Origin of the sequence: Sphingomonas sp. (assembly GCF_017745215.1) — a bacterium.
GTDB lineage: Bacteria > Pseudomonadota > Alphaproteobacteria > Sphingomonadales > Sphingomonadaceae > Sphingomonas.
The window spans coordinates 10,423-30,079 of record NZ_JAGHZV010000031.1; the positions used below are offsets into that span (position 1 = coordinate 10,423).

Consider the following 19,657-nt stretch of genomic DNA (forward strand, 5'->3'; position numbering starts at 1 on the left):
TTGTCCTTGGTGAGGTCGATCCCTTCCGCCTTCTTGAAGTCGTCGGCGAGATACTGGACGAGCTTGGAGTCGAAGTCCTCGCCGCCCAGGAAGGTGTCGCCGTTGGTCGCCTTCACTTCGAACACGCCGTCGCCGATCTCGAGGATCGAGATGTCGAAGGTGCCGCCGCCGAGGTCATAGACCGCGATCGTCTTGCCGTCGTTCTTCTCGAGGCCATAGGCGAGCGCCGCCGCGGTCGGCTCGTTGATGATGCGGAGCACTTCGAGGCCCGCGATCTTGCCGGCGTCCTTGGTCGCCTGACGCTGCGCGTCGTTGAAATAGGCCGGAACGGTGATGACGGCCTGCGAAACGGTCTCGCCGAGGTACGATTCGGCGGTTTCCTTCATCTTCTGCAGGATGAAGGCCGAGATCTGCGACGGGCTGTAGTCCTCGCCGCCCGCCTTCACCCAGGCGTCGCCATTGGGGCCGCGGACGATCGAATAGGGCACCAGCTCGGTGTCCTTCCTGGTCACCGGATCGTCGAAGCGGCGGCCGATCAGGCGCTTCACCGCAAACACGGTATTGTCGGGATTGGTGACCGCCTGGCGCTTGGCCGGCTGGCCGATGAGGCGCTCGCCGTCCTTGGCGAAGGCGACGATCGACGGCGTGGTGCGCGCACCTTCCGCATTCTCGATCACCTTCGGCTTGCCGCCTTCCATCACGGCGACGCAGCTGTTGGTCGTGCCCAGGTCGATTCCGATTACTTTAGCCATGGTCCCTCGTTGGCCCCCACTCGAATTCACGTGAAAGCCGCGTCCCAAAAGAGGCGACGCGGCCGGTTACGGCTGTCGATATAGGTGCCGATGCGCTTGCCGCAAGTCGGGCGGCTTTATAGGGCATCGACATCGCAATTCCCGATTTGGGAGAGGAGCTTCGCATGCGCATCACCTTCGGCCTGGCAGCAGCGGTGCTGGTGGCGGCGTGCCAGCAGGCCCCCGCCGATCCCACGGTCGACCATGCCTGGGTTCGCCTGCCCGCGGTCGCCGGCAATCCGGGCGCGGCCTATTTCACCCTCCACGGCGGCTCGAGCGCGGGCACCCTGGTCAAGGTCTCCGCCCCCTTCGCGGTGCGCGCCGAGATGCACGAGACGATGGAGATGGACCATGGCGCCATGGCGGGGATGGACCATGACGCCATGGCGAACATGGGCGCGTCGATGACCGGCATGCAGCCGGTCAAGGACGTCGCGCTTCCGGCGCGCGGCGAAGTGAAGTTCGCGCCGGCCGGCCGCCACGTCATGCTGTTCGACGTCGCGCCGACGGTGAAGCCGGGCGCGAAGGTGCCCCTCACCCTCGACTTCGCCGACGGCAAGAAGCTAACAGTGAGCGCGATGGTGGTGGGCGCGGGCGATCCCGAGCCGAACTGAGGAGTCCGAAGCGATGAGCCAGCCGATCGACCGTTTCCGTTCCTCGACGCTCGGCTGGCTGACCGGCACGCTCGCGGGCTGGGGCACGCTGATCCTCTGCCTGGTGGGCGTCGGGCTGGTCATCCTGCTGGTCAAGTGGATCATCAACCTCGGCGTCACCTATACGCTCACCGACGACCGGCTGATCCTCGAGAAGGGCATCCTCCAGAAGTCGATCGACGAGATCGAGCTCTACCGGATCAAGGACGTGCGGATCGATTTCTCGGTGATCAACCAGATGGCCGACATCGGCACGATCACGATCACCTCGTCCGACGAGACCACGCGCGACGCGCCTTTGGTTATCCGCGACGTCGCCCATGCCCGCGCCCGCCGCGAGAAGCTGCGCGAGCTGGTCAACGCCGCCCGCCGCCTGCGCGGGGTACGCGAAGTCGACATGGTGCAGGAGGGGATGGGCGAGGTCTGAGCGGCGCGATGCGCACGCGGCTGAGCGTCTGTGCCCGCAAGGCCCGCTTCGCCGACGAAGCCGCGGCCCTTCGCACGGTCGAGGCGAGCGGCCTTGCCCTCAGGCCCTATCGGTGTGATCGTTGCGGCCGCTTCCACCTCACCAGCCGCACCAAGGGCAAGCGCATCCCGCGGCCCTGAAATCGCTCAACCCAGCGAAGGGTCGCGCCCGCTCAGCAGCACGTCCTTGAGCGCCCCCCAGTTCGGCAGGTCATAGGCCTCGGGGTTCGCCGGCTCGACGATCAGATTGGTGCCCTTGATGTCCGACAGGTAGATTTCGTGCGTCGGGATCAGCTGCTTGTCGTGGATGTCGTAGAAGAGCGACAGGCGTGCGCGGCTCGCGCGGCGGCCGTTGTCGCGCACGATCGCGAGATGACCCGAGCGCAGCAGCACCAGCATGCCGACCGGAAAGACGCCGATGCTCTTCATGAAGCGGAACAGCAGGTCGGTGTCGAAATGCCCCTTCCAGTTCGCCATCATCGCGATCGCGGCGACCGGCGAGGACGCATCCTTGTAGGGCCGCGCAGCGGTGAGCGCGTCATAGACGTCGCAGATCGCGCCCATCCGCGCGGCAAGGCTGATCTCGCCTTCCTTCAGCCCGTGCGGATAGCCGCTTCCGTCCATCTTCTCGTGATGGTGCAGGCACACGTCGAGCGCGATCGCCGGCACGTTGTCGGTCAGCTTGAGCAGTTCGTGGCCATAGCCCGGGTGGTTCTTGATCTCGGCGAATTCCTCGACGGTGAGGCGGCCGGGCTTGTTCAGGATCGCCGGCGCGACGCGCATCTTGCCGAGATCGTGGAACAGCCCCGCGATCCCCATCAGCCGCGCGACTTCCTCGGGCAGCTTCAGCTCGCGCGCGAAGTTGATCATCAGCGTCGCGACCGAGACCGAGTGGAAATAGGTATATTCGTCGCGCGAGCGCAGCCGCACCACGCCGAGCAGCATCTCGCGGTTGCGGTCGAGCGTGTCGGAGATCGATTCGACCACCGCCTCGACTTCTGCGACCGCGGTCGCCTCGCCGTCGGCGGCGCGCTCGAACACGCCCTTCATCAGCCGCCGCGCATCGGCGACGACGCGATTGGTGTGCTGGAGGTCGGCGACATAGCGTTCGGTCTTCTGCTGCGGCGCGGCGCGGCGCACGGCCGGGCGCAGCGGCGTCACCATCGGCGCATCGACGCTGCGGCCGACGTCGACCACGACGTGCCGCACGCCGCTGCGGCGCAGCTCGTCGAGCTGAGTGCTCTTGGTGACGAGGAACTTCTTGCGCCAGAAGGGATGCGAGAGCCATTCGCCCTCGAGGCTGTGCACGAACATGCCCAGCGTCACCTCCTTGGGAGGAATGCGCTTCAGCATGGCGCGAAAACGGCGGGCAGGCGGACGCGGGCGGCCTTTCGGTCGCACGCTTCGGATCGCGTCACCCCTTTGAAATACCGCCACATTCTCGAAGGTTAACTCGCACTGGCGCCCACGGGAGGTGAGACGCAACTACCTCCATTGTAGAGGCAATCTCAGCCCCGAGGGGCTCGATTGGTCTCATCCCGCAACAATATTTCTCTCGATGCCGAGGGCGTCGAGGAAGCCGGGGTCATGGCTTACGGCGAGGATCGCGCCGTCATAGTCGCGCAGCGCCGATTCGAGCAGCTCGACCGAGTCGAGATCGAGGTGGTTGGTCGGCTCGTCGAGGAGCAGCAGCTGCGGCGGCTCGGCCCCGGCGAGCACGCAGGCGAGCCCCGCGCGCATCCGCTCGCCGCCGCTGAGCGTGCCAGCGATGCGCAGCGCATCCTTGTTGCGGAAGGCGAAGCGCGCGCAGGCGGCATGCGCCTCGCGCTCGGTGAGGCCCGGGTGGAGGCGGCGGAAATTGGCGAGGATCGTCGCGGCGGGATCGAGCAGCGCGACATGCTGGTCGAGCAGCGCCAGCCGACCCTCGGCGCGCCAGACGCTGCCCGAGGCAAGCGGCAGCTCGCCGATCGCCGCGCGGAGCAGGCTGGTCTTGCCCGAGCCGTTGGCCCCGAGCACCGCGACGCGCTCGGGCCCGGCGATCTCAAGCGTCCACGGCCCGAGCAGCCGTTCGCCCACCCCCACGCACGCTGCCTCCATCGCGAGCAGCCGCCGGCCCGAGGGCAGGCCGGTCGGCGGCACGTCGATCACCAGCGGCGTCACCACTTCGACCTGCGCGCGCGCCGCATCGAGCCGCTCGCCCGCCGCATCGACCGTGCGGTCGGAGACGCGCTCACCACGCCCCGCGCTGTTCTCGGCGCGCTCCTTCTGGCGGCCGAGCAGGATCTTGGGCGCCGAGCCCGACGCGGCATAGGCGCGCCCGGCCCTGTCGCGCCGCGCCTGGCGCTCGCGCGCGTGCTGGGCCTGGGCCTCGGCGCCCTTCACCGCGGCGCCGGCGCGGTCGAGCTCGGCTTCGGCGCGCCCGCGCTCGGCGGCGCGCGCCTCGGCGTAGCCGCTCCACCCGCCGCCGAAAACGCGCGCGCCGAGCGGCGAGAGCGCGACGATCCGATCGACGCCTTCGAGCAGCGCGCGGTCGTGGCTCGCGACCAGCGCGCCGCCACGCCAGCCCGCGAGCAGCGCCGCCACCGCCGCGCGGCCGTCGGCGTCGAGGTTGTTGGTCGGCTCGTCGAGCAGCAGCAGGTCGGGCGCGTCGAGCAGCAGCCGCGCGATGCCGACGCGCGTGCGCTCGCCGCCGCTCAGCGTTTCGACGCGCCGGTCGAGCGGCATCGCGGCGAGCCCGGTCTCGGCGAGCGCCGCCTCGATCCGCGGCTCGAGCGTCCAGTCGGCCTCGTCGAAATCGGCGTTCTCGCCTTCCCCCGCCGCGATCCGGGCGAGGCGCGCCAGCATCTCGTTCACGCCGAGCACCTCGGCGACCGAAAGCTCGCCGGACCAGTGCTGCTCGAGCGTGCCCACCCGCCCGGCGAGCGCCACGCTGCCCGAAGCGGGCGCATCCTCGCCGGCGATGATGCGCAGCAGGGTGGACTTGCCCGATCCGTTGCGCCCGACCAGCCCGATCCGCTCGGTACCGACCGAGAGCGTCAGGCCATGGAAGAGCGTCGCGCCGTCAGGCGTGGCGGCGGAAAGCGAGTCGATCGTGAGCAGCGAAGCCATGGGACACCATGCGGGAGGAAGCGGGACGGGCGAGGGTCTGCTTGCTCTGGTTCATGGAAGCCTCCTGACGCTGGTACGGAGCGCCGCCTATGCGCTATGCCGCACGGGAATCCAACCGCGGAGCGCCCGATGGATCCCGATCGTCCGCTGACCCAAGGCGAGGCCGAGCTCGCCCGCACGATCTTCGGCGGCGCGATCGACTATGCGCAGGCGCGCGTCGCCAATCGCAAATGGATCTTCTTCCAGCCCAGGCGCACGATCATGGCGCCGATGGGGACGATCCACTACCACCCCGCCGGCGGCACCTATTCGGAGGATTTCGCCCACGCCAATCCCGGCGCGCAGAGCGACTTCCTCCATGAGATGACGCACATCTGGCAATGGCAGCAGGGCATCTTCCTGCCGCTCAAGCGCCATCCCTTCTGCCGCTACGACTATGCGATGAAGCCCGGCCAGCCGTTCGAACGCTACGGCCTCGAGCAGCAGGCGGAGATCGTCCGCCATACCTTCCTGCTCCGCCGCGGCCTCCCCGTCGCTGGCGCGCCGCCGCTCGCGGTGTACGAAGCGCTGCTGCCGTTCGGGGTGCGGGGAGTCTAGGATATCGCTCGTGGCCCTGGGTCCCGGCTTTCGCCGGGATGACGGCTCGGGAGGCAGCGCCCCACCTGCTTCAAAGAGGCCCTTGTTTCAGCGTCTGAACCTCCACGGGCGACATCGCCTGGAGGCGGGGTGGATGCTGAAACAAGTTCAGCATGACAAACCTGTTTATTGGCTGGAACAGCACTCAAATAGGCATGCTGCGTACCGGCTTCGGCCGCGAGCATCGTGATCGTGCCGCGCGGATTTGTCCGTGAACGGGCTCATGCCGCGAGCGTGGCAAGCGCTCGCGGCATGCGCAATCGCAGCTTACTGCTCGTCGTCGTCGCCGCCGGTCTCGACGCCCAGGTCGTCGTCACCGCCCAGATCGACATCGTCGTCGGGCGAGGGCTCGTCGTCGTCGCCGCCGATGTCCAGATCCTCGTCGCCCAGATCCGCGTCCTCGGTCTCGACCTCGGCCTTGTCGACGGACTTGACCTGCTCGAACGGCAGCGGCTGCTTCGACTTCAGGATGGGCTCGGGCGCCCAGGCGAAGCCGCAGTTGATGCAGGTCACCGGTTCGTCATTGCCCAGGTCGTAGAAACGCGTACCGCACTTCGGGCACCCGCGCTTCGTGCCCCATTCCGGCTTCACCATCTGTGCCTCTTTCAGCTTATTCGAAATTGATGATTGTGCGCACGCAGGCTCAAACCGCGTGAGCGAGCGGCGCAAAGTGGGGGGCGCCTTGCCATGGTGCAAGCCCGGTGTCAAAGCCGCGCGCGATGCATGGCTCGATCCCCCGTCCGATGACCCTTTCCGCGCGCGGTCCGCTACGCGGGTCCCTCACCGTGCCCGGAGACAAGTCGATCAGCCATCGCAGCCTGATGTTCGCGGGGCTCGCGGTGGGCGAGAGCCGGATCGAGGGACTGCTCGAAGGCGAGGACGTGCTCGCCACCGCCGCCGCGATGCGCGCGATGGGCTGCATCATTGACCGCAGCGACGACGGCATCTGGCGCGTCTGGGGCGTGGGCGTGGGCGGGCTGCTCCAGCCCGAATCGGCGCTCGACATGGGCAATTCGGGCACCTCGACGCGGCTGCTGATGGGGCTGGTCGCGAGCCACGCGATCACCGTCACCTTCACCGGCGACGCCTCGCTGTCCAAGCGCCCGATGGGGCGCGTGATCGAGCCGCTGTCGCAGATGGGCGCGTCGATCGGCGCGAGCCCCGGGGGACGCCTCCCGCTCATGCTCCGCGGCATCGCGCCCGCGGTGCCGATCAACTACACGCTCCCGGTCGCCTCGGCGCAGGTCAAGTCGGCGGTGCTGCTCGCCGGGCTCAACACGCCGGGGATCACCCAGGTGATCGAGCCGGTGCCGACCCGCGACCACAGCGAGCGCATGCTCCGCGGCTTCGGCGCGACGATCAATGTCGAGGACAGCCCCGAGGGCAAGGTCATCTCGATCGCCGGCGAGGCCGAGCTCAAGCCCCAGCAGATCACGGTCCCCGGCGATCCCTCCTCGGCGGGCTTCTGGATGGTCGCGGCCTCGATCGTCCCGGGCTCGGAGGTCACGATCGTCAACGTCTGCCTCAACCCGACGCGCACCGGCCTGATCACCGCGCTCCGGATGATGGGCGCGGACATCGCCGAGACCAACGCGCGCACCGTCGGCGGCGAGCCGGTCGCGGACCTCGTCGTGCGTCACGCACCGCTCGCCGCGATCGACGTGCCCCCCGATCTGGCGCCGAGCATGATCGATGAATATCCGATCCTCTTCGTCGCCGCCGCGCTGGCCGAGGGCCGGACGATCGCGCGCGGCGCGCACGAGCTGCGCGTCAAGGAATCGGACCGGATCGCAACCATGGCCGAAGCATTGGGCACCATCGGCGTGAGCGTGGAGGAATATGAGGACGGGCTGGCGATCCAGGGCTCGGGCGGCGAGGCGCTGCCCGGCGGCGGCACGATCGCGACGAAGCTCGACCACCGGATCGCGATGAGCCTCGCGATCGCCGCGATGGCAGCCCGGTCGCCGGTCACGCTCGACGATGCCGCGCCGGTCTCGACCAGCTATCCGAATTTCTTCGCCACCCTTGACCGACTCACTCAGGGCTCCGACCTAAAAGCATGATCATCGCCGTCGACGGACCCGCCGCATCGGGCAAGGGCACCATCGCCCGGGCCCTTGCGCGCCATTACAAGCTGCCGCACCTCGACACCGGGCTGCTCTATCGCGCGGTGGGCGCGACCGTGCTGCGCCACGAACTCGATCCCGCGAACGAAGCCGACGCGGTCTCGGCGTGCGGCTTCGACGAGTTCATCCTCGACGATCCCTGGCTGAAGAGCGAGGAAGTGGGCAAGGCCGCCTCGGTGGTCTCCGCGCATCCGCTGGTGCGCGCGGCGCTGCTGCTGCGCCAGCGCAAGTTCGCCGCGCAGCCCGGCGGCGCCGTGCTCGACGGGCGCGACATCGGCACGGTGATCGCGCCCGAGGCGGACGTAAAGCTGTTCGTCAAGGCGACGCCGATGATCCGCGCCCAGCGCCGCCACCTCGAGCTTCGCAAGCGCGGCATCCTCACCAGCCTCGACAAAGTGCTGGCCGACATCCGGGCCAGGGACGAGCGCGACGCCAAGCGCCCGCATGCCCCGATGGTCCCCGCCGCCGACGCCAGGATCCTCGACACCAGCTTCCTGTCGATCGAAGCCGCGGTGCAGCGCGCCGTGGCGCTGATCGACGAGACGATGGCGCGGAAGCAGGAACAGGCGGCGGGCTGAACCCGCGCGCTTTTTCGCCACGACCTCGACGTTTTGCCGCCCTATGCGCGTGGTGAGGCGTGAGCGCGAGTCGCGCGAGTGCGTCCGGCTGCGGGGACGATCCTTTCCCAGATGCGTATCGAGTTCGAAACCGTGGTGGAGCGCGTGCGCGAGGGCGTGCGTCGTCGCGGCCTGCCCTTCCTGCTCGCGCTGCTGATCGAGCTGCTGATCGCGCTGATGATCGTCTATCTCGGCGCCAGCGTGGTCGCGCCGAAGAAGAAGGAATTCCCCAAGGTCTTCGGCATCGCCGGGCAGGAGGAGGATTCGAGCGACGCCACCAAGTCGCCGGAGACGCGCAAGGCCGAGGCGCAGGCGACCCGTCGTGGTGCGACGCAACAGGCGGCGCAGAAGCCGATCCCCGTCCCCACCCCGCCGCCGCAGACCGACCAGCCGCCGCCGACCCCCTATGCGTTCCTCCATCTCACTCGCAGCGACTATGCCGCCTCGGACATCGGCCGGAACAAGAGCGCCGCGCCCGTCGCTGCCGGCGATAGCGCGTCGAGCGACGACAATGGCTCTTCGGGCATTCGCGCCGGCGACACGCCGCGCGCCTCGGGCAAGGGCCCGCACGGCGAGCCGCTCTATTACGCCGAATGGTACCGCGAGCCGACCCACGCCGAGCTCAACACCTACCTCCCACCCAAGTCGCAGCGCGACGGCTGGGGCGAAGTCGCCTGCCGGACGATCGACCATTGGCATGTCGAGGATTGCATCGAGCTGGGCGAGAGCCCGCGCGCATCGGGCTATGCGCGTGCAGTGCGGCAAGCCGCGTGGCAGTTCCTCGTCCGCCCGCCGCGCGTCGGCGGCAAGGTGCTGGTCGGATCCTGGGTCAACATCCGGATCACCTATACCTTCACCCCCGCGGACGCCCCGGCGGATACCCCTGCGGACTAACCTGAGCCAGCGCGCGTAAGCCGCGTCCGTCGCTCGGAAACCGGCCCCATTTTCTGCGCTTGCTCACAAGGGGCAAGCCGGTACAACGATCAGACGTTTGTCGGGGGGCAGTGGCGTCGAATGTCCGACATCTTTATCTCGTACGCGCGTCCCAACGAGCCGCTCGCCAAGGCGGCGGGCGAGGCCCTGCGCGCCGCCGGCTACCGCGTGTGGCGCGACGACGAGCTGCCCGCGCACCGCGCCTACAGCGAAGTGATCGAGGAACGGATCAAGTCCGCCAAGGCCGTGCTCGTGCTCTGGTCGAACGATGCGGTTCGCTCGCAATGGGTGCGCGCGGAGGCCGATGCCGCGCGTGAGCTGGGCACGCTGGTGCAGGTGAGCATCGACGGGGTGCTGCCGCCGATGCCGTTCAACCAGATCCAGTGCGCCGACCTGATGGGCTGGACCGGCGAGGCATCGCTTCCCGGCTGGCAGAAGGCCGTGAGCAGCATCGCCTCGCTCGCCGGCGCGGTCGCTCTCCCCAATGCCCCGGCCGGCCCGCCGAGCACGACGCCCGCGCGCAAGGTGGTGATCTGCGTGCTACCGTTCCTCAACATGAGCGGCGACGCCGAGCAGGAATATTTCTCGGACGGGATCAGCGAGGACATCATCACCGATCTCGCCAAGGTCTCGGCGCTCACCATCGTCGCGCGCAACATCGCCTTCGCGTTCAAGGGGAAGCAGATCGACAATGGCGCGCTGGGGCGCGACCTGGGCGTCACCCACGTGCTCGAAGGCAGCGTCCGCAAGGCGGGCGAGCGCGTGCGGATCAACGCCCAGCTGATCGATGCCGCCGCCGGGCACCAGATCTGGGCCGACCGCTACGACCGCGACCTGACCGACATCTTCGCGATCCAGGACGAGATCTCCAAGGCGATCGTCGCGGCGCTCCAGCTAAAGCTCCTCCCCAGGGAGAAGAAGGCGATCGAGCATCGCGGCACCTCGAGCCCCGAGGCCTATAATCTCTACCTCCTCGCTCGCCAGCACTGGATCAGCGGCAACAAGGGCGACCAGCGCCGCGACAAGGTGGTGGTGCGCATCTGCCAGCAGGCCGTGGCGATCGATCCGGATTATGCCCGAGCCTGGGCGCTGATGTCGCTCGCCCAGTGCGAGCTGCGCTATTGGCACGGGATCGCCAGCGTCGACGCACTCACCGCCGCCGAGCGCGCGCTCTCGCTCGATCCCGAGATCGCCGAGGCCTATTGCGTCCGCGCCCGGTATCTTCAGGAGGAGGGCAAGTTCGACGAAGCCAATGAAGCACTCGCCACCGCGCTGCGCCACGACCCCGACAGCTGGGAAGTCAACAAGGAAGTCGCCTTCCTGACCTTCCGCCAGGGGCAGGTTCGCGAGGCCATCCCTTATTTCGAAAAGGCCACGGCGCTGATGGAGACAGACTTCCACGACGCCAATATGCTGAACACCTGCTACTCGGCGATCGGCGATGGCGAGAACGTCCGCCGCACCGCACAGCTCACGGTATCGCGCATCGAGAAGATCGTCGCGCAGGACCCCAGCAACGGATTCGCGATGGGCACCGGCGCCTATGCGCTGGCCGCGCTCGGCGACGCGCGCCGCGCCCGGGAATGGGCCGAACGCGCGATGCTGATCGATCCCGAGAACGCCTCGATGCGCTACAATCTCGCCTGCGGAATGGTGCGGCTCGGCGAGTTGGACGCCGCGTTCGAACTGCTTGAGCCGCAGTTCAAGGAGTTCAGCATGACTCAGCTTCTCCATTGCTGGGTCGATCCCGACATGGACCGGCTGCGCGACGATCCACGTTTCGACGCGATGGTGAACCAGGTGCTGGCCCGGCACGGCGTCACGCGCAATGCCCTGCCTGGCGAGCGAAGCGCCCAGGCCGAGTCGGCCTCCGGACCGCAGGGCGCCTGATGTCCGACATCTTCATCTCGTACGCGCGTCCCAACGAGCCGCTCGCCAAGGCGGCGGGCGAGGCCCTGCGCGCCGCCGGCTATCGCGTGTGGCGCGACGACGAGCTGCCCGCGCACCGCGCCTATAGCGAAGTGATCGAGGAACGGATCAAGTCCGCCAAGGCCGTGCTCGTGCTCTGGTCGAACGATGCGGTTCGCTCGCAATGGGTGCGCGCCGAGGCCGATGCCGCGCGTGAGCTGGGCACGCTGGTGCAGGTCAGCATCGACGGGGTGCTGCCCCCGATGCCCTTCAACCAGATCCAGTGCGCCGACCTGATGGGCTGGCGCGGCGACACCGGCTCGGCGGGCTGGCAGAAAGCGGTGAGCAGCATCGCCACGCTGGTCGGCACGGTGAGCGCCGGCGAAGCGCCCGCCGCGCCCGCGCCGTCGCGCCGGGTGATGGTCTGCGTCCTCCCCTTCCTCAACATGAGCGGCGACGCCGAGCAGGAATATTTCTCGGACGGGATCAGCGAGGACATCATCGTCGACCTCTCCAAGGTCTCCTCGCTCTCGGTGGTCGCGCGCAACACCGCCTTCACCTTGAAGGGCAAGCCGGTCGACCTCGCCGCGCTCGCGCGCGATCTCGGCGCGACGCATGTGCTCGAGGGCAGCGTGCGCAAGGCGGGCACGCGCGTTCGCATCACCGCCGAGCTGATCGACTGCGCCGACGCCCAGCAGCTCTGGGCCGAGCGCTACGACCGGGATCTCACCGATATCTTCGCGATCCAGGACGAGATCTCCAAGGCGATCGTCGCGGCGCTCCAGCTCAAGCTCCTCCCCAGGGAGAAGAAGGCGATCGAGCAGCGCGGGACGACCAATCCCGAGGCGTACAACCTCTACCTCCTCGCTCGCCAGCACTGGATCAGCGGCAACAAGGGCGACCAGCGCCGCGACAAGGCCGTCGTCCGCATCTGCGAGCAGGCGACCGCGATCGACCCCGGCTATGCCCGCGCCTGGGCGCTGATGGCGCTCGCCAAGGCCGAGCTGCGCTTCTGGCACGGGATGGAGTCGGTCGACGCGCTGTCCCCGGCCGACCGCGCGATCGCGCTCGATCCCGGCATCGCGGAGGCCTATTGCGTCCGCGCGCGCTACCTCCAGGACGAAGGCAGGATCGCCGAGGCCAACGCCGTGCTCGACCAGGCGCTGGAGCTCGATCCCGAGAGCTGGGAAGTGAGCAAGGAAGTCGCCTTCCTCTACTTCCGCCAGGGCCGGATGGCCGATGCCATCCCCTATTTCGAAAAGGCCACCGCGCTGATGGAGTCGGACTTCCACGACCCCAACATGCTGGTGACCTGCTATTCGGGCGTCGGCGACAGCGAAGGCGCGCTCCGGGCGGCGCGGATCACCGTCGCGCGCTGCGAGAAGGTGATGGCGAGCGACCCGAGCAACGGCTTCGCGCTCGGCACCGGCGCGGGCAGCCTCGCGCTGCTCGGCGAGACCGCACGCACCAAGGAATGGACCGCGCGCGCGATCCTGATCGATCCCGACAACCTCACGATGCGCTACAACCTCGCCTGCGGCCTCGTCTGCCTCGGCGACCATGACGGCGCGCTCGACCTGATCGCGCCCTATTTCGACAATCTCAGCCTGCCCCAGCTCAGCCATTGGTCGATCGACCCCGACATGGACCCGGTGCGCGACGACCCGCGCTTCCAGACGATGGTCGACCAGGCGCTGGCACGGCTCGGCGCGTCGCGCGCCGCGCTGCCCGGCGAAGGGCGCGGGGCAGCGATGGCGGGCGGCTGATGTCGGACATCTTCATTTCCTATGCCCGCCCCAACGAGCGGCTGGCGAAGGTCGCGGGCGAAGTGCTGCGCGGCGCGGGCTATGGCGTGTGGCGCGACGACGAATTGCCTGCGCACCGCGCATACAGCGACGTGATCGAGGAACGGATCGCCGCGGCCAAGGCCGTGCTGGTGCTCTGGTCGGGCGAAGCGACGCGATCGCAATGGGTCCGCGCCGAAGCCGATGCCGCGCGCGAGGCAGGGACGCTGGTGCAGGTCAGCCTCGACGGCGTGCTGCCGCCGATGCCCTTCAACCAGATCCAGTGCGCCGATCTGAACGGCTGGAATGGCGAGACCGACACGCCGGGCTGGAGCAAGGTGATGGCGAGCATCGCCTCGCTCGCCGGCGCCGCGCAAGCGCCGGCCGCGGCCCAGGCCGAGAGCGGCCCGCCGCCCTCCGCCCGCGCCGTGGTCTGCGTCATCCCCTTGCTCAACATGAGCGGCGACACCGAGCAGGAATATTTCAGCGACGGGATCAGCGAGGACATCATCATCGACCTCGCCAAGGTCTCGGCGCTCACCATCATCGCGCGCAACGCCGCCTTCGCGCTCAAGGGCAAGCCGATCGACATGCCGGCGATGACGCGCGACCTCGGCGTCACCCACATCGTCGAGGGCAGCGTGCGCAAGGCCGGGCAGCGCGTGCGGATCACCGCGCAGCTGATCGACTGTTCGAACAACCACCAGCTCTGGGGCGACCGCTACGACCGCGACCTGACCGACATCTTCGCGATCCAGGACGAGATCTCCAAGGCGATCGTCGGCGCGCTCAAATTGAAGCTGCTGCCCAAGGAAAAGAAGGCGATCGAGCAGCGCACCACCACCAATTCGGACGCCTACAACCTCTACCTGCTCGCACGCCGCCATTGGGTGAGCGGCAATGTCGGCAATCGCCGCCGCGACGAGCTGATCGTCCGCATCTGCGAGCGCGCGATCGGGATCGATCCCAATTACGCCAAGGCCTGGGCGCTGATGGCGCTCGCTCAGGCCGAGATGCGCTTCTGGCACCGCGTCGACGAGAACGGCATGCCCGCCGCCGAGCGCGCGCTCGAACTCGATCCGGCCATCCCCGAGCCCTATTGCGTCAAGGCGCGCTATTTCCAGGGCGCCGGCGACCACGACGCCGCGAGCCGCGAGCTTGCGACCGCGCTCCAGCTCGATCCTCAGAGCTGGGAGGTCAACAAGGAGATGGCGTTCCTGCTCTTCCGCCAGGATCGCATCGCCGAATCGATCCCCTATTTCGAAAAAGCCTGTTCGCTGATGGACACCGACTATCACGACGCGAGCATGCTCACGACCTGCTACGAAGCGACCGGCGACAAGGAAGCGCTTCAGCGCTCCGCCCAGATGACCGTGTCGCGGGTCGAGCGCGAGATCGCCCAGGACCCGACCAACGGCGGCGCGATGGGCATGGGCGCGGGCGGGCTGGCAGTGCTCGGCGAGCTGGACCGTGCGCGCGAATGGATCGACCGTGCGGTGATGCTCGAGCCCGACAATATCCTGATGCGCTACAACCTCGCCTGCGCGCTGGCGATGCAGCTCGGCGACAACCAGGGCGCGCTCGACCTGCTCGAGGCCTATTTCGACCAGGCGAGCCTCTCGCACCTGCGCCACTGCGTGATCGATCCCGACCTCCATCCGATCCGCGAGGAGCCGCGCTACAAGGCGATGCTCGACAAGGCGCTGGCGCGGCTCGGCGCGACGCGGGCGATGCTGCGGGAGGGTTAGCCCGGCAGCCCCAGCTTCGCGAGCACCGCCGTGAACCGCTGTTCGCCGCGCAGCGCCGCGAACAGCGGATCGGTGCGGAGATATTTGAGCCCGGGGTCGCGGAACTGCCAAGCGCGCTCCAGCTCGCCCAGCGCCGCATCCTTGTGGCCGCGTTGGGCTTCGATCTGGGCATATTGATAATGCGCCGTGTCGCCCGCCGTCGCCCGGTAGCGCGCATAGAGTGTATCGGACTCGGCATGATCGCCGATCAGCCACTGGACGATCGCGAATCGCGCCGGGGGACCCGCCCCCTCCTCGCTGCTGCGGCGATAGGCGGCGAGTGCGTCACGCGGCTTGCCGAGCTGGAGCAACACGTCGCCGAGCAGCTGGTTGCCCCAATCCATGTCCGGCTCGATGGCCAGCACCGCGCGCGCGGCCTTGAGCGCCTCGTCGAAACGCCCGCAGCGATAGAGGATGTCGACGCGCGCCGCCTCGGGCTGGATGTTGAGCGGATCGAGCTGGATCGCCCGCGCGATCGCGTCCTGCGCCGGCTGCGCCTCGCCGATTGCCGCGAGGAAACGCGCCGCCGCCGACATCGCGACCGGATCATTGCCCGCCAGCGCCTGGGTCAGCGCCTTGCGCGCGCCGGCGAGGTCGAGCTGCCACGACAGGATCGTGCCAAGCACCGCATAGCCCACCGGCATCCCCGGCGCGACGTCGAGCGAGCGCTGCGCCGCGGCCTTGGCCTGCTGCAGCATCGCCGCCGCCGTAGCCGGCGACGCTTCATAGTCGGACAGGCTCATGAGGATATAGGCGCGCGCCGCCCAGGCGCGGCCGAACCTGGGGTCGAGCGCAAGCGCCTTGTCGACCACCGCCAGCGTCTGGCGCAGGTCCGCCACCGGCGAGTCGAGCGGCTTCGCCGTCATCGACTGCAACACCAGGTCATGCGCTTCGGCGTTGTGCGTTCCGCCCAGCGTGAGCGCGTCGATGCCCAGCCCGGTCAGCTGGATCTGCAGCGCACGCGCGACGCTCCTCGCGATCGCGGTCTGGATCTCGATCGCGTCGCCGGCCGGGCGGTCATAGGTGTCGGACCAGCGCTCGATCCCGTCCCTGCCGCGGATGAGCTGCGCGGTGACGCGTACCTTGTCGGCCGAACGCCGCACGCTGCCGGTCAGGATGTTGCCGACGCCAAGCTTCGACGCCGCCGCGCGCGGATCGAGCTCGCGCACCGCCTCGGACGAGGTGCGGCCGAACACCTTGAGCTGCGGGATCTGGGTGAGCGCCGTGCGCAACTCCTCGGTAAGGCCGTCGACGAAATAGGCCTGGCCGGGATCGCCCGAGAGGTTTGAAAAGGGCAGGATGGCGATGCTGGTATCGGCCTGCACCGGCGACGGCCAGAGCAGCCAGGTCGCGGCACCCGCCGCTCCGAGCGCGGCGACGCCCCCGCCCGCGAGCAGCATCCGCCGGTCGATCCCCTTGCGCGGCGCGGGGGTGGCCGCAGCGGCCGCCACCGTCGCCCGCCGCTCGACGAGCGCGCGCACGCCTTCGAGGATCGACAGATAGCGCGCGTCCTTGCGGCTGCCCTTCCAGCCTTCGATCGACATCGCCTGGACTTCGCCGAAGCCCAGCGGCGGCTCGACCGCGTCGATCCGCACCGGCAGATAGGCGTGGCGCCGGAGTGCGCGCGTCGCTTCGTCGCGCACGAAATGGCCTTCGAGCCCGACCGAGCGCACGCTCCACACGACGATCACGCATTTCGCGGCGGTGAGGTTGGTCTCGATCGTCTCGCGCCATTTGTCGCCGGCGCCGATCTGCGCATCCCACCAGACCGAGAAGCCATCGGCCTCGAGCGCCGCGACGAGCGGCTTCACGCGACCCCGGTCCTCCGACTTGTACGAGACGAACACGTCGGCCATGCGGCTCCCCCAGCCCGGTTTCCATATGGATAGCATGCCTCGGAACCGGCCGCGCGGGAAAGATCGGTCCGGATTGCATGCGCGCAGCACCCCTTGCGCGAAGCCATTGCCGCCGCCGCCGCGGTGCCGCACAAGCGCGCAATGGACACGCTCGACGAACCCACGCGCCTGGCCACGCTGATCGACGCCGAGGGCGAGGCGCCCGGCGACCATAGAAGAAGCGTTTCAACGGCGAGGCCGGGAATTTGATGGAGGACGCGACGGACCGGAAGAAGGCGCGACTTCTGCGACACGACCGGATGATCGTCGCCAACGAACTGCGTTCCGCCTTCTCCTCCTGGGGCGACCTGCTGATCGCGCTCGCGGTCCTGTCGATCGCTCTGGCCGCGGAGCGGTCCGCCTTGTCCGGTCGGCCGTTCCTCTTCGCGGCAACGGCGGTCGTGGCTCTTGCCGCAGCGGCTGGTGCGGGGGCGGCGCTGATGATCCAGCGCCGAATGGATTTTCACTCGCAGGACGGCGTTCTCGCCGCTGATGCCCTGGCCGAAGATGCGCGCCGGCACTACGCCCTGTCGATCCATGCGTTGGTCTGCGCCATGGTGACCATCGGCGCGGCGATCGGTCACCCGCCGGCCGCCCTTCTCGCACCGATCGGCTACCTGGTCGGAGCCGGCATCTGCCAGGTCGCGTGCCGAACGGCCCTTACGGGCGCGTCGCCTCGCCAGCCGTCCTCCCTTCGAGCCGTCGGGCGTCTGCTGCGACGGCCGATCTCGGGAGCCTTGGCCGCAATCCCGGCCCTCCTGCCCCTGCTGCTGCTCGGATCGATCGGACCCGGCCCGATGGCGGCGTTCCTCGGGCTGGTGAGCGCGGTGGCTGCCATCCTGCTCACCACGCTGGACTATAAGGTCGTCCGCTTCATGACGGAGTCCGGATACTCGGCCGGTCGGATCGTCGGCATCCACGCTCGCCCCCTTTCGATCTTCCTCATCCTGACCGTTTTCGCGTCCCTGGTCCTGTCCGAGAGGCTTGTCGCCCTCGTCATTTCTGGTGCCGTCCTGGCGGCACTGGTGCTGATGACGACCAGAATCCTCGCCTATCGCATCCATTCGAAGCGGACCGCCGACATGCTCGTCAGCATCTGCACCGGCGCGGTGTGCCTCGCGGGGATCGCGATGCCGATGCTCTTGCCGCTCATCGTCGCCGCCATCCTCTGGTATCTGCATCGCCGTTCAAATCCCACGACCTGGCTGCTGGCGTGACCACGGCGATCCAGCTCGCCGGAGCATCGGTCGATCGATCCGGCACCCGCGTCCTCCATGACGTCGACCTCGTCGTGCCGGCGGGAAGCTGGTTCGGATTGATCGGCGCCAACGGATCGGGGAAGACGAGCCTCCTTCGCGCCCTCGCGGGACGCCTGCCGTTCGCCGCGGGAACGTGCATCATCGATGGCGCGGACCTCGTCGAAAACCGAATGGCCCGCGCGCAACGCTTCGGGTTCGCACCGCCCGGCGATCGTCTGCCGGACGCGTTGCGCGTCCGCGACCTGCTCGAACTCGTGAGCGGCAGCATCGAAACCGCGTGCGAACGCCTCGGCCCGGTCCGCGCCGCGCTCGGAATCGACCCGTTGCTTCACAAATGGGTGGGGGACTGTTCCGCGGGAATGCGGCAGCGAGCCGCCATCGCACTGGCGTTCGCCGGCAGCCAGTCCCTGGTGGTGCTGGACGAGCCCTTCAACTGGCTCGATCCCGTCGCGGCATTCGACCTGCGCCAGGCATTGCGGGCTCTGGTGGATGGCGGGCTGACGCTTCTCACCGCCCTTCACGACCTGGGCACGCTCGCCACGGCCTGCGACGAGGGAATGATGCTCGCCGATGGCCGCGTCGCGCTGGTGATCGATCGTTCGACACTCGCGCAAGCGGCCCAATCACCCCAAGCGTTCGAACGGCGGACCATCGACCTGTTGCGATCCGGCGCGGAGCGGGATCGAGGCCGGCGAGCATAACGCGACGATGCAAATTCAAACCGATATACGACCTGAGGGGCCTTGCGCTTGCCTCTCGGCGCGTCCCGCGCTATGGCGCGCGCCGTCCGGCGGGCGGTTGCTCGCGAGGGAAGGCGCGGAGGATGGCCTCACGCGCCCTTTTCGCTTTCAAGCGAAGTCCTTGTTGCAGTGCAATGCGACTGGGGTTCTCCCTCGCTCTCTTCCGTGCGCCGGGTGCCGTATCCGGCATGGGGCTGGTACGGCGGATTCGGCCAACACAAGACCGCCGGAGACAACCGGCCGGCCGGAATAACGTTGAACGCTAGGAACTGATAACCTTATGGCCAGCTCGGCAAATCCCACCCGCGACGATTTCGCGGCCATGCTCGAACAGACCCTTGGCGGAGCGGACAGCTTCGAAGGGCATGTTGTTTGGGGCACCGTCACTGCAATCGAGAACGACCTCGCCGTCATCGACGTCGGCCTGAAGTCGGAAGGCCGCGTGCCGCTGCGCGAGTTCGCAGCGCCGGGCCAGAAGGCCGAGCTCAAGGTCGGCGACGAAGTGCAGGTCTATGTCGACCGCGTCGAGAATGCGAACGGCGAAGCGATGCTCAGCCGCGACCGCGCCCGCCGCGAAGCTGCCTGGGACAAGCTCGAGGCCGAGTTCGCCAAGTCCGCGCGCGTCGAGGGCGTGATCTTCGGCCGCGTGAAGGGCGGCTTCACCGTCGACCTCAACGGCGCCGTGGCGTTCCTGCCCGGCAGCCAGGTCGACATCCGCCCGGTCCGCGACGTGACCCCGCTGATGGACATTCCGCAGCCCTTCCAGATCCTCAAGATGGACCGCAAGCGCGGCAACATCGTCGTGTCGCGCCGCGCCGTCCTTGAAGAGACCCGCGCCGAGCAGCGTTCGGGCCTGATCCAGTCGCTCCACGAGGGCCAGGTGATCGACGGCGTCGTCAAGAACATCACCGATTACGGTGCGTTCGTCGACCTGGGCGGCATCGACGGCCTGCTC

17 protein-coding genes and 1 pseudogene are annotated in these 19,657 nt (G+C 68.5%); 13 read left to right on the forward strand and 5 right to left on the reverse strand.

Annotation, left to right across the window (positions count from 1 at the left end; genetic code table 11):
• A pseudogene (locus tag J7495_RS19685) lies at positions 1 to 752 on the reverse strand (Hsp70 family protein); the annotation flags it as partial.
• A gap of 164 nt (positions 753 to 916) precedes the next feature.
• On the opposite strand from J7495_RS19685, the gene J7495_RS19690 reads away from it, so the two are divergent.
• The 3 genes from J7495_RS19690 to J7495_RS19700 are packed head-to-tail and all read left to right on the forward strand — an operon-like array spanning position 917 to position 2,050.
• The gene (locus J7495_RS19690; RefSeq protein ID WP_294058682.1) at positions 917 to 1,405 is read left to right on the forward strand and encodes a copper chaperone PCu(A)C; all 489 of its coding nucleotides are present in this window, start codon (positions 917 to 919) and stop codon (positions 1,403 to 1,405) included.
• 13 nt (positions 1,406 to 1,418) lie between these two features.
• Positions 1,419 to 1,871, forward strand: coding sequence for a PH domain-containing protein (locus J7495_RS19695; RefSeq protein ID WP_294058683.1), 453 nt, complete (start codon positions 1,419 to 1,421; stop codon positions 1,869 to 1,871).
• 8 nt (positions 1,872 to 1,879) lie between these two features.
• Positions 1,880 to 2,050 (forward strand): hypothetical protein, encoded by a 171-nt coding sequence (locus J7495_RS19700; RefSeq protein WP_294058684.1) that lies wholly within the window; start codon positions 1,880 to 1,882, stop codon positions 2,048 to 2,050.
• Positions 2,051 to 2,056: 6 nt separating this feature from the next.
• Here J7495_RS19700 and J7495_RS19705 read toward each other — a convergent pair whose 3' ends face one another.
• On the reverse strand, positions 2,057 to 3,262 hold the full coding sequence (locus J7495_RS19705; RefSeq protein ID WP_294058685.1) for an HD-GYP domain-containing protein: 1,206 nt from the start codon (positions 3,260 to 3,262) through the stop codon (positions 2,057 to 2,059).
• A gap of 180 nt (positions 3,263 to 3,442) precedes the next feature.
• Positions 3,443 to 5,017 (reverse strand): ABC-F family ATP-binding cassette domain-containing protein, encoded by a 1,575-nt coding sequence (locus J7495_RS19710; protein WP_294058686.1) that lies wholly within the window; start codon positions 5,015 to 5,017, stop codon positions 3,443 to 3,445.
• A 129-nt stretch (positions 5,018 to 5,146) separates the two neighbouring features.
• On the opposite strand from J7495_RS19710, the gene J7495_RS19715 reads away from it, so the two are divergent.
• Entirely contained in the window at positions 5,147 to 5,614 is a 468-nt protein-coding gene (locus J7495_RS19715) for a vgr related protein (RefSeq protein ID WP_294058687.1), read from the forward strand.
• Positions 5,615 to 5,920: 306 nt separating this feature from the next.
• Here the strand turns inward: J7495_RS19715 and J7495_RS19720 are convergent, their stop codons facing one another.
• Positions 5,921 to 6,247, reverse strand: coding sequence for a TIGR02300 family protein (locus tag J7495_RS19720; protein WP_294058688.1), 327 nt, complete (start codon positions 6,245 to 6,247; stop codon positions 5,921 to 5,923).
• Between the two features lie 125 nt (positions 6,248 to 6,372).
• On the opposite strand from J7495_RS19720, the gene aroA reads away from it, so the two are divergent.
• From aroA to J7495_RS19750, 6 genes are all read left to right on the forward strand, one after another.
• On the forward strand, positions 6,373 to 7,716 hold the full coding sequence (gene aroA / locus J7495_RS19725) for a 3-phosphoshikimate 1-carboxyvinyltransferase (RefSeq protein ID WP_294058689.1): 1,344 nt from the start codon (positions 6,373 to 6,375) through the stop codon (positions 7,714 to 7,716).
• Positions 7,713 to 8,357 (forward strand): d(CMP) kinase, encoded by a 645-nt coding sequence (locus tag J7495_RS19730; protein WP_294058690.1) that lies wholly within the window; start codon positions 7,713 to 7,715, stop codon positions 8,355 to 8,357. Before aroA ends, J7495_RS19730 begins: the two co-directional genes overlap by 4 nt.
• Positions 8,358 to 8,468: 111 nt before the next feature.
• Positions 8,469 to 9,290, forward strand: a complete 822-nt coding sequence (locus J7495_RS19735) for a hypothetical protein (protein WP_294058691.1) — start codon at positions 8,469 to 8,471, stop codon at positions 9,288 to 9,290.
• A gap of 120 nt (positions 9,291 to 9,410) precedes the next feature.
• Complete coding sequence (locus tag J7495_RS19740) at positions 9,411 to 11,219, forward strand: TIR domain-containing protein (RefSeq protein ID WP_294058692.1); 1,809 nt, start codon at positions 9,411 to 9,413, stop codon at positions 11,217 to 11,219.
• A complete protein-coding gene (locus J7495_RS19745) occupies positions 11,219 to 13,003 on the forward strand; it encodes a TIR domain-containing protein (protein ID WP_294058693.1) in 1,785 nt (594 codons plus the stop codon). Before J7495_RS19740 ends, J7495_RS19745 begins: the two co-directional genes overlap by 1 nt.
• Entirely contained in the window at positions 13,003 to 14,769 is a 1,767-nt protein-coding gene (locus J7495_RS19750) for a TIR domain-containing protein (protein WP_294058694.1), read from the forward strand. Before J7495_RS19745 ends, J7495_RS19750 begins: the two co-directional genes overlap by 1 nt.
• On the opposite strand, the gene J7495_RS19755 is transcribed toward J7495_RS19750, so the two are convergent.
• Positions 14,766 to 16,664: a TIR domain-containing protein gene (locus J7495_RS19755; RefSeq protein ID WP_294058695.1), complete on the reverse strand. Its 1,899-nt coding sequence runs from the start codon at positions 16,662 to 16,664 to the stop codon at positions 14,766 to 14,768. The genes J7495_RS19750 and J7495_RS19755 overlap by 4 nt on opposite strands.
• Before the next feature lie 248 nt (positions 16,665 to 16,912).
• Between J7495_RS19755 and J7495_RS19760 the strand changes: the two genes are divergently transcribed.
• The 3 genes from J7495_RS19760 to J7495_RS19770 all read left to right on the forward strand — a co-directional run.
• A complete protein-coding gene (locus J7495_RS19760; protein ID WP_294058696.1) occupies positions 16,913 to 17,920 on the forward strand; it encodes a hypothetical protein in 1,008 nt (335 codons plus the stop codon).
• The gene (locus J7495_RS19765; protein ID WP_294058697.1) at positions 17,917 to 18,663 is read left to right on the forward strand and encodes an ABC transporter ATP-binding protein; all 747 of its coding nucleotides are present in this window, start codon (positions 17,917 to 17,919) and stop codon (positions 18,661 to 18,663) included. The genes J7495_RS19760 and J7495_RS19765 overlap by 4 nt, the downstream gene beginning before the upstream one ends.
• Positions 18,664 to 18,982: 319 nt before the next feature.
• Positions 18,983 to 19,657, forward strand: a 675-nt coding sequence (locus tag J7495_RS19770) for a S1 RNA-binding domain-containing protein (protein ID WP_294058698.1), incomplete at its 3' end; no start/stop codon positions are given.

Excerpts from the sequence above, each read along its gene's own strand:
- aroA (WP_294058689.1), top strand. The coding sequence starts at position 6,373 with ATGCATGGCTCGATCCCCCGTCCGATGACCCTTTCCGCGCGCGGTCCG.
- J7495_RS19740 (WP_294058692.1), top strand. The coding sequence starts at position 9,411 with ATGTCCGACATCTTTATCTCGTACGCGCGTCCCAACGAGCCGCTCGCC.
- J7495_RS19730 (WP_294058690.1), top strand. The coding sequence starts at position 7,713 with ATGATCATCGCCGTCGACGGACCCGCCGCATCGGGCAAGGGCACCATC.
- J7495_RS19760 (WP_294058696.1), top strand. The coding sequence starts at position 16,913 with ATGGAGGACGCGACGGACCGGAAGAAGGCGCGACTTCTGCGACACGAC.
- J7495_RS19750 (WP_294058694.1), top strand. The coding sequence starts at position 13,003 with ATGTCGGACATCTTCATTTCCTATGCCCGCCCCAACGAGCGGCTGGCG.
- J7495_RS19745 (WP_294058693.1), top strand. The coding sequence starts at position 11,219 with ATGTCCGACATCTTCATCTCGTACGCGCGTCCCAACGAGCCGCTCGCC.
- J7495_RS19705 (WP_294058685.1), bottom strand. The coding sequence starts at position 3,262 with ATGCTGAAGCGCATTCCTCCCAAGGAGGTGACGCTGGGCATGTTCGTG.
- J7495_RS19715 (WP_294058687.1), top strand. The coding sequence starts at position 5,147 with ATGGATCCCGATCGTCCGCTGACCCAAGGCGAGGCCGAGCTCGCCCGC.
- J7495_RS19735 (WP_294058691.1), top strand. The coding sequence starts at position 8,469 with ATGCGTATCGAGTTCGAAACCGTGGTGGAGCGCGTGCGCGAGGGCGTG.
- J7495_RS19755 (WP_294058695.1), bottom strand. The coding sequence starts at position 16,664 with ATGGCCGACGTGTTCGTCTCGTACAAGTCGGAGGACCGGGGTCGCGTG.
- J7495_RS19695 (WP_294058683.1), top strand. The coding sequence starts at position 1,419 with ATGAGCCAGCCGATCGACCGTTTCCGTTCCTCGACGCTCGGCTGGCTG.
- J7495_RS19700 (WP_294058684.1), top strand. The coding sequence starts at position 1,880 with ATGCGCACGCGGCTGAGCGTCTGTGCCCGCAAGGCCCGCTTCGCCGAC.
- J7495_RS19690 (WP_294058682.1), top strand. The coding sequence starts at position 917 with ATGCGCATCACCTTCGGCCTGGCAGCAGCGGTGCTGGTGGCGGCGTGC.
- J7495_RS19710 (WP_294058686.1), bottom strand. The coding sequence starts at position 5,017 with ATGGCTTCGCTGCTCACGATCGACTCGCTTTCCGCCGCCACGCCTGAC.
- J7495_RS19720 (WP_294058688.1), bottom strand. The coding sequence starts at position 6,247 with ATGGTGAAGCCGGAATGGGGCACGAAGCGCGGGTGCCCGAAGTGCGGT.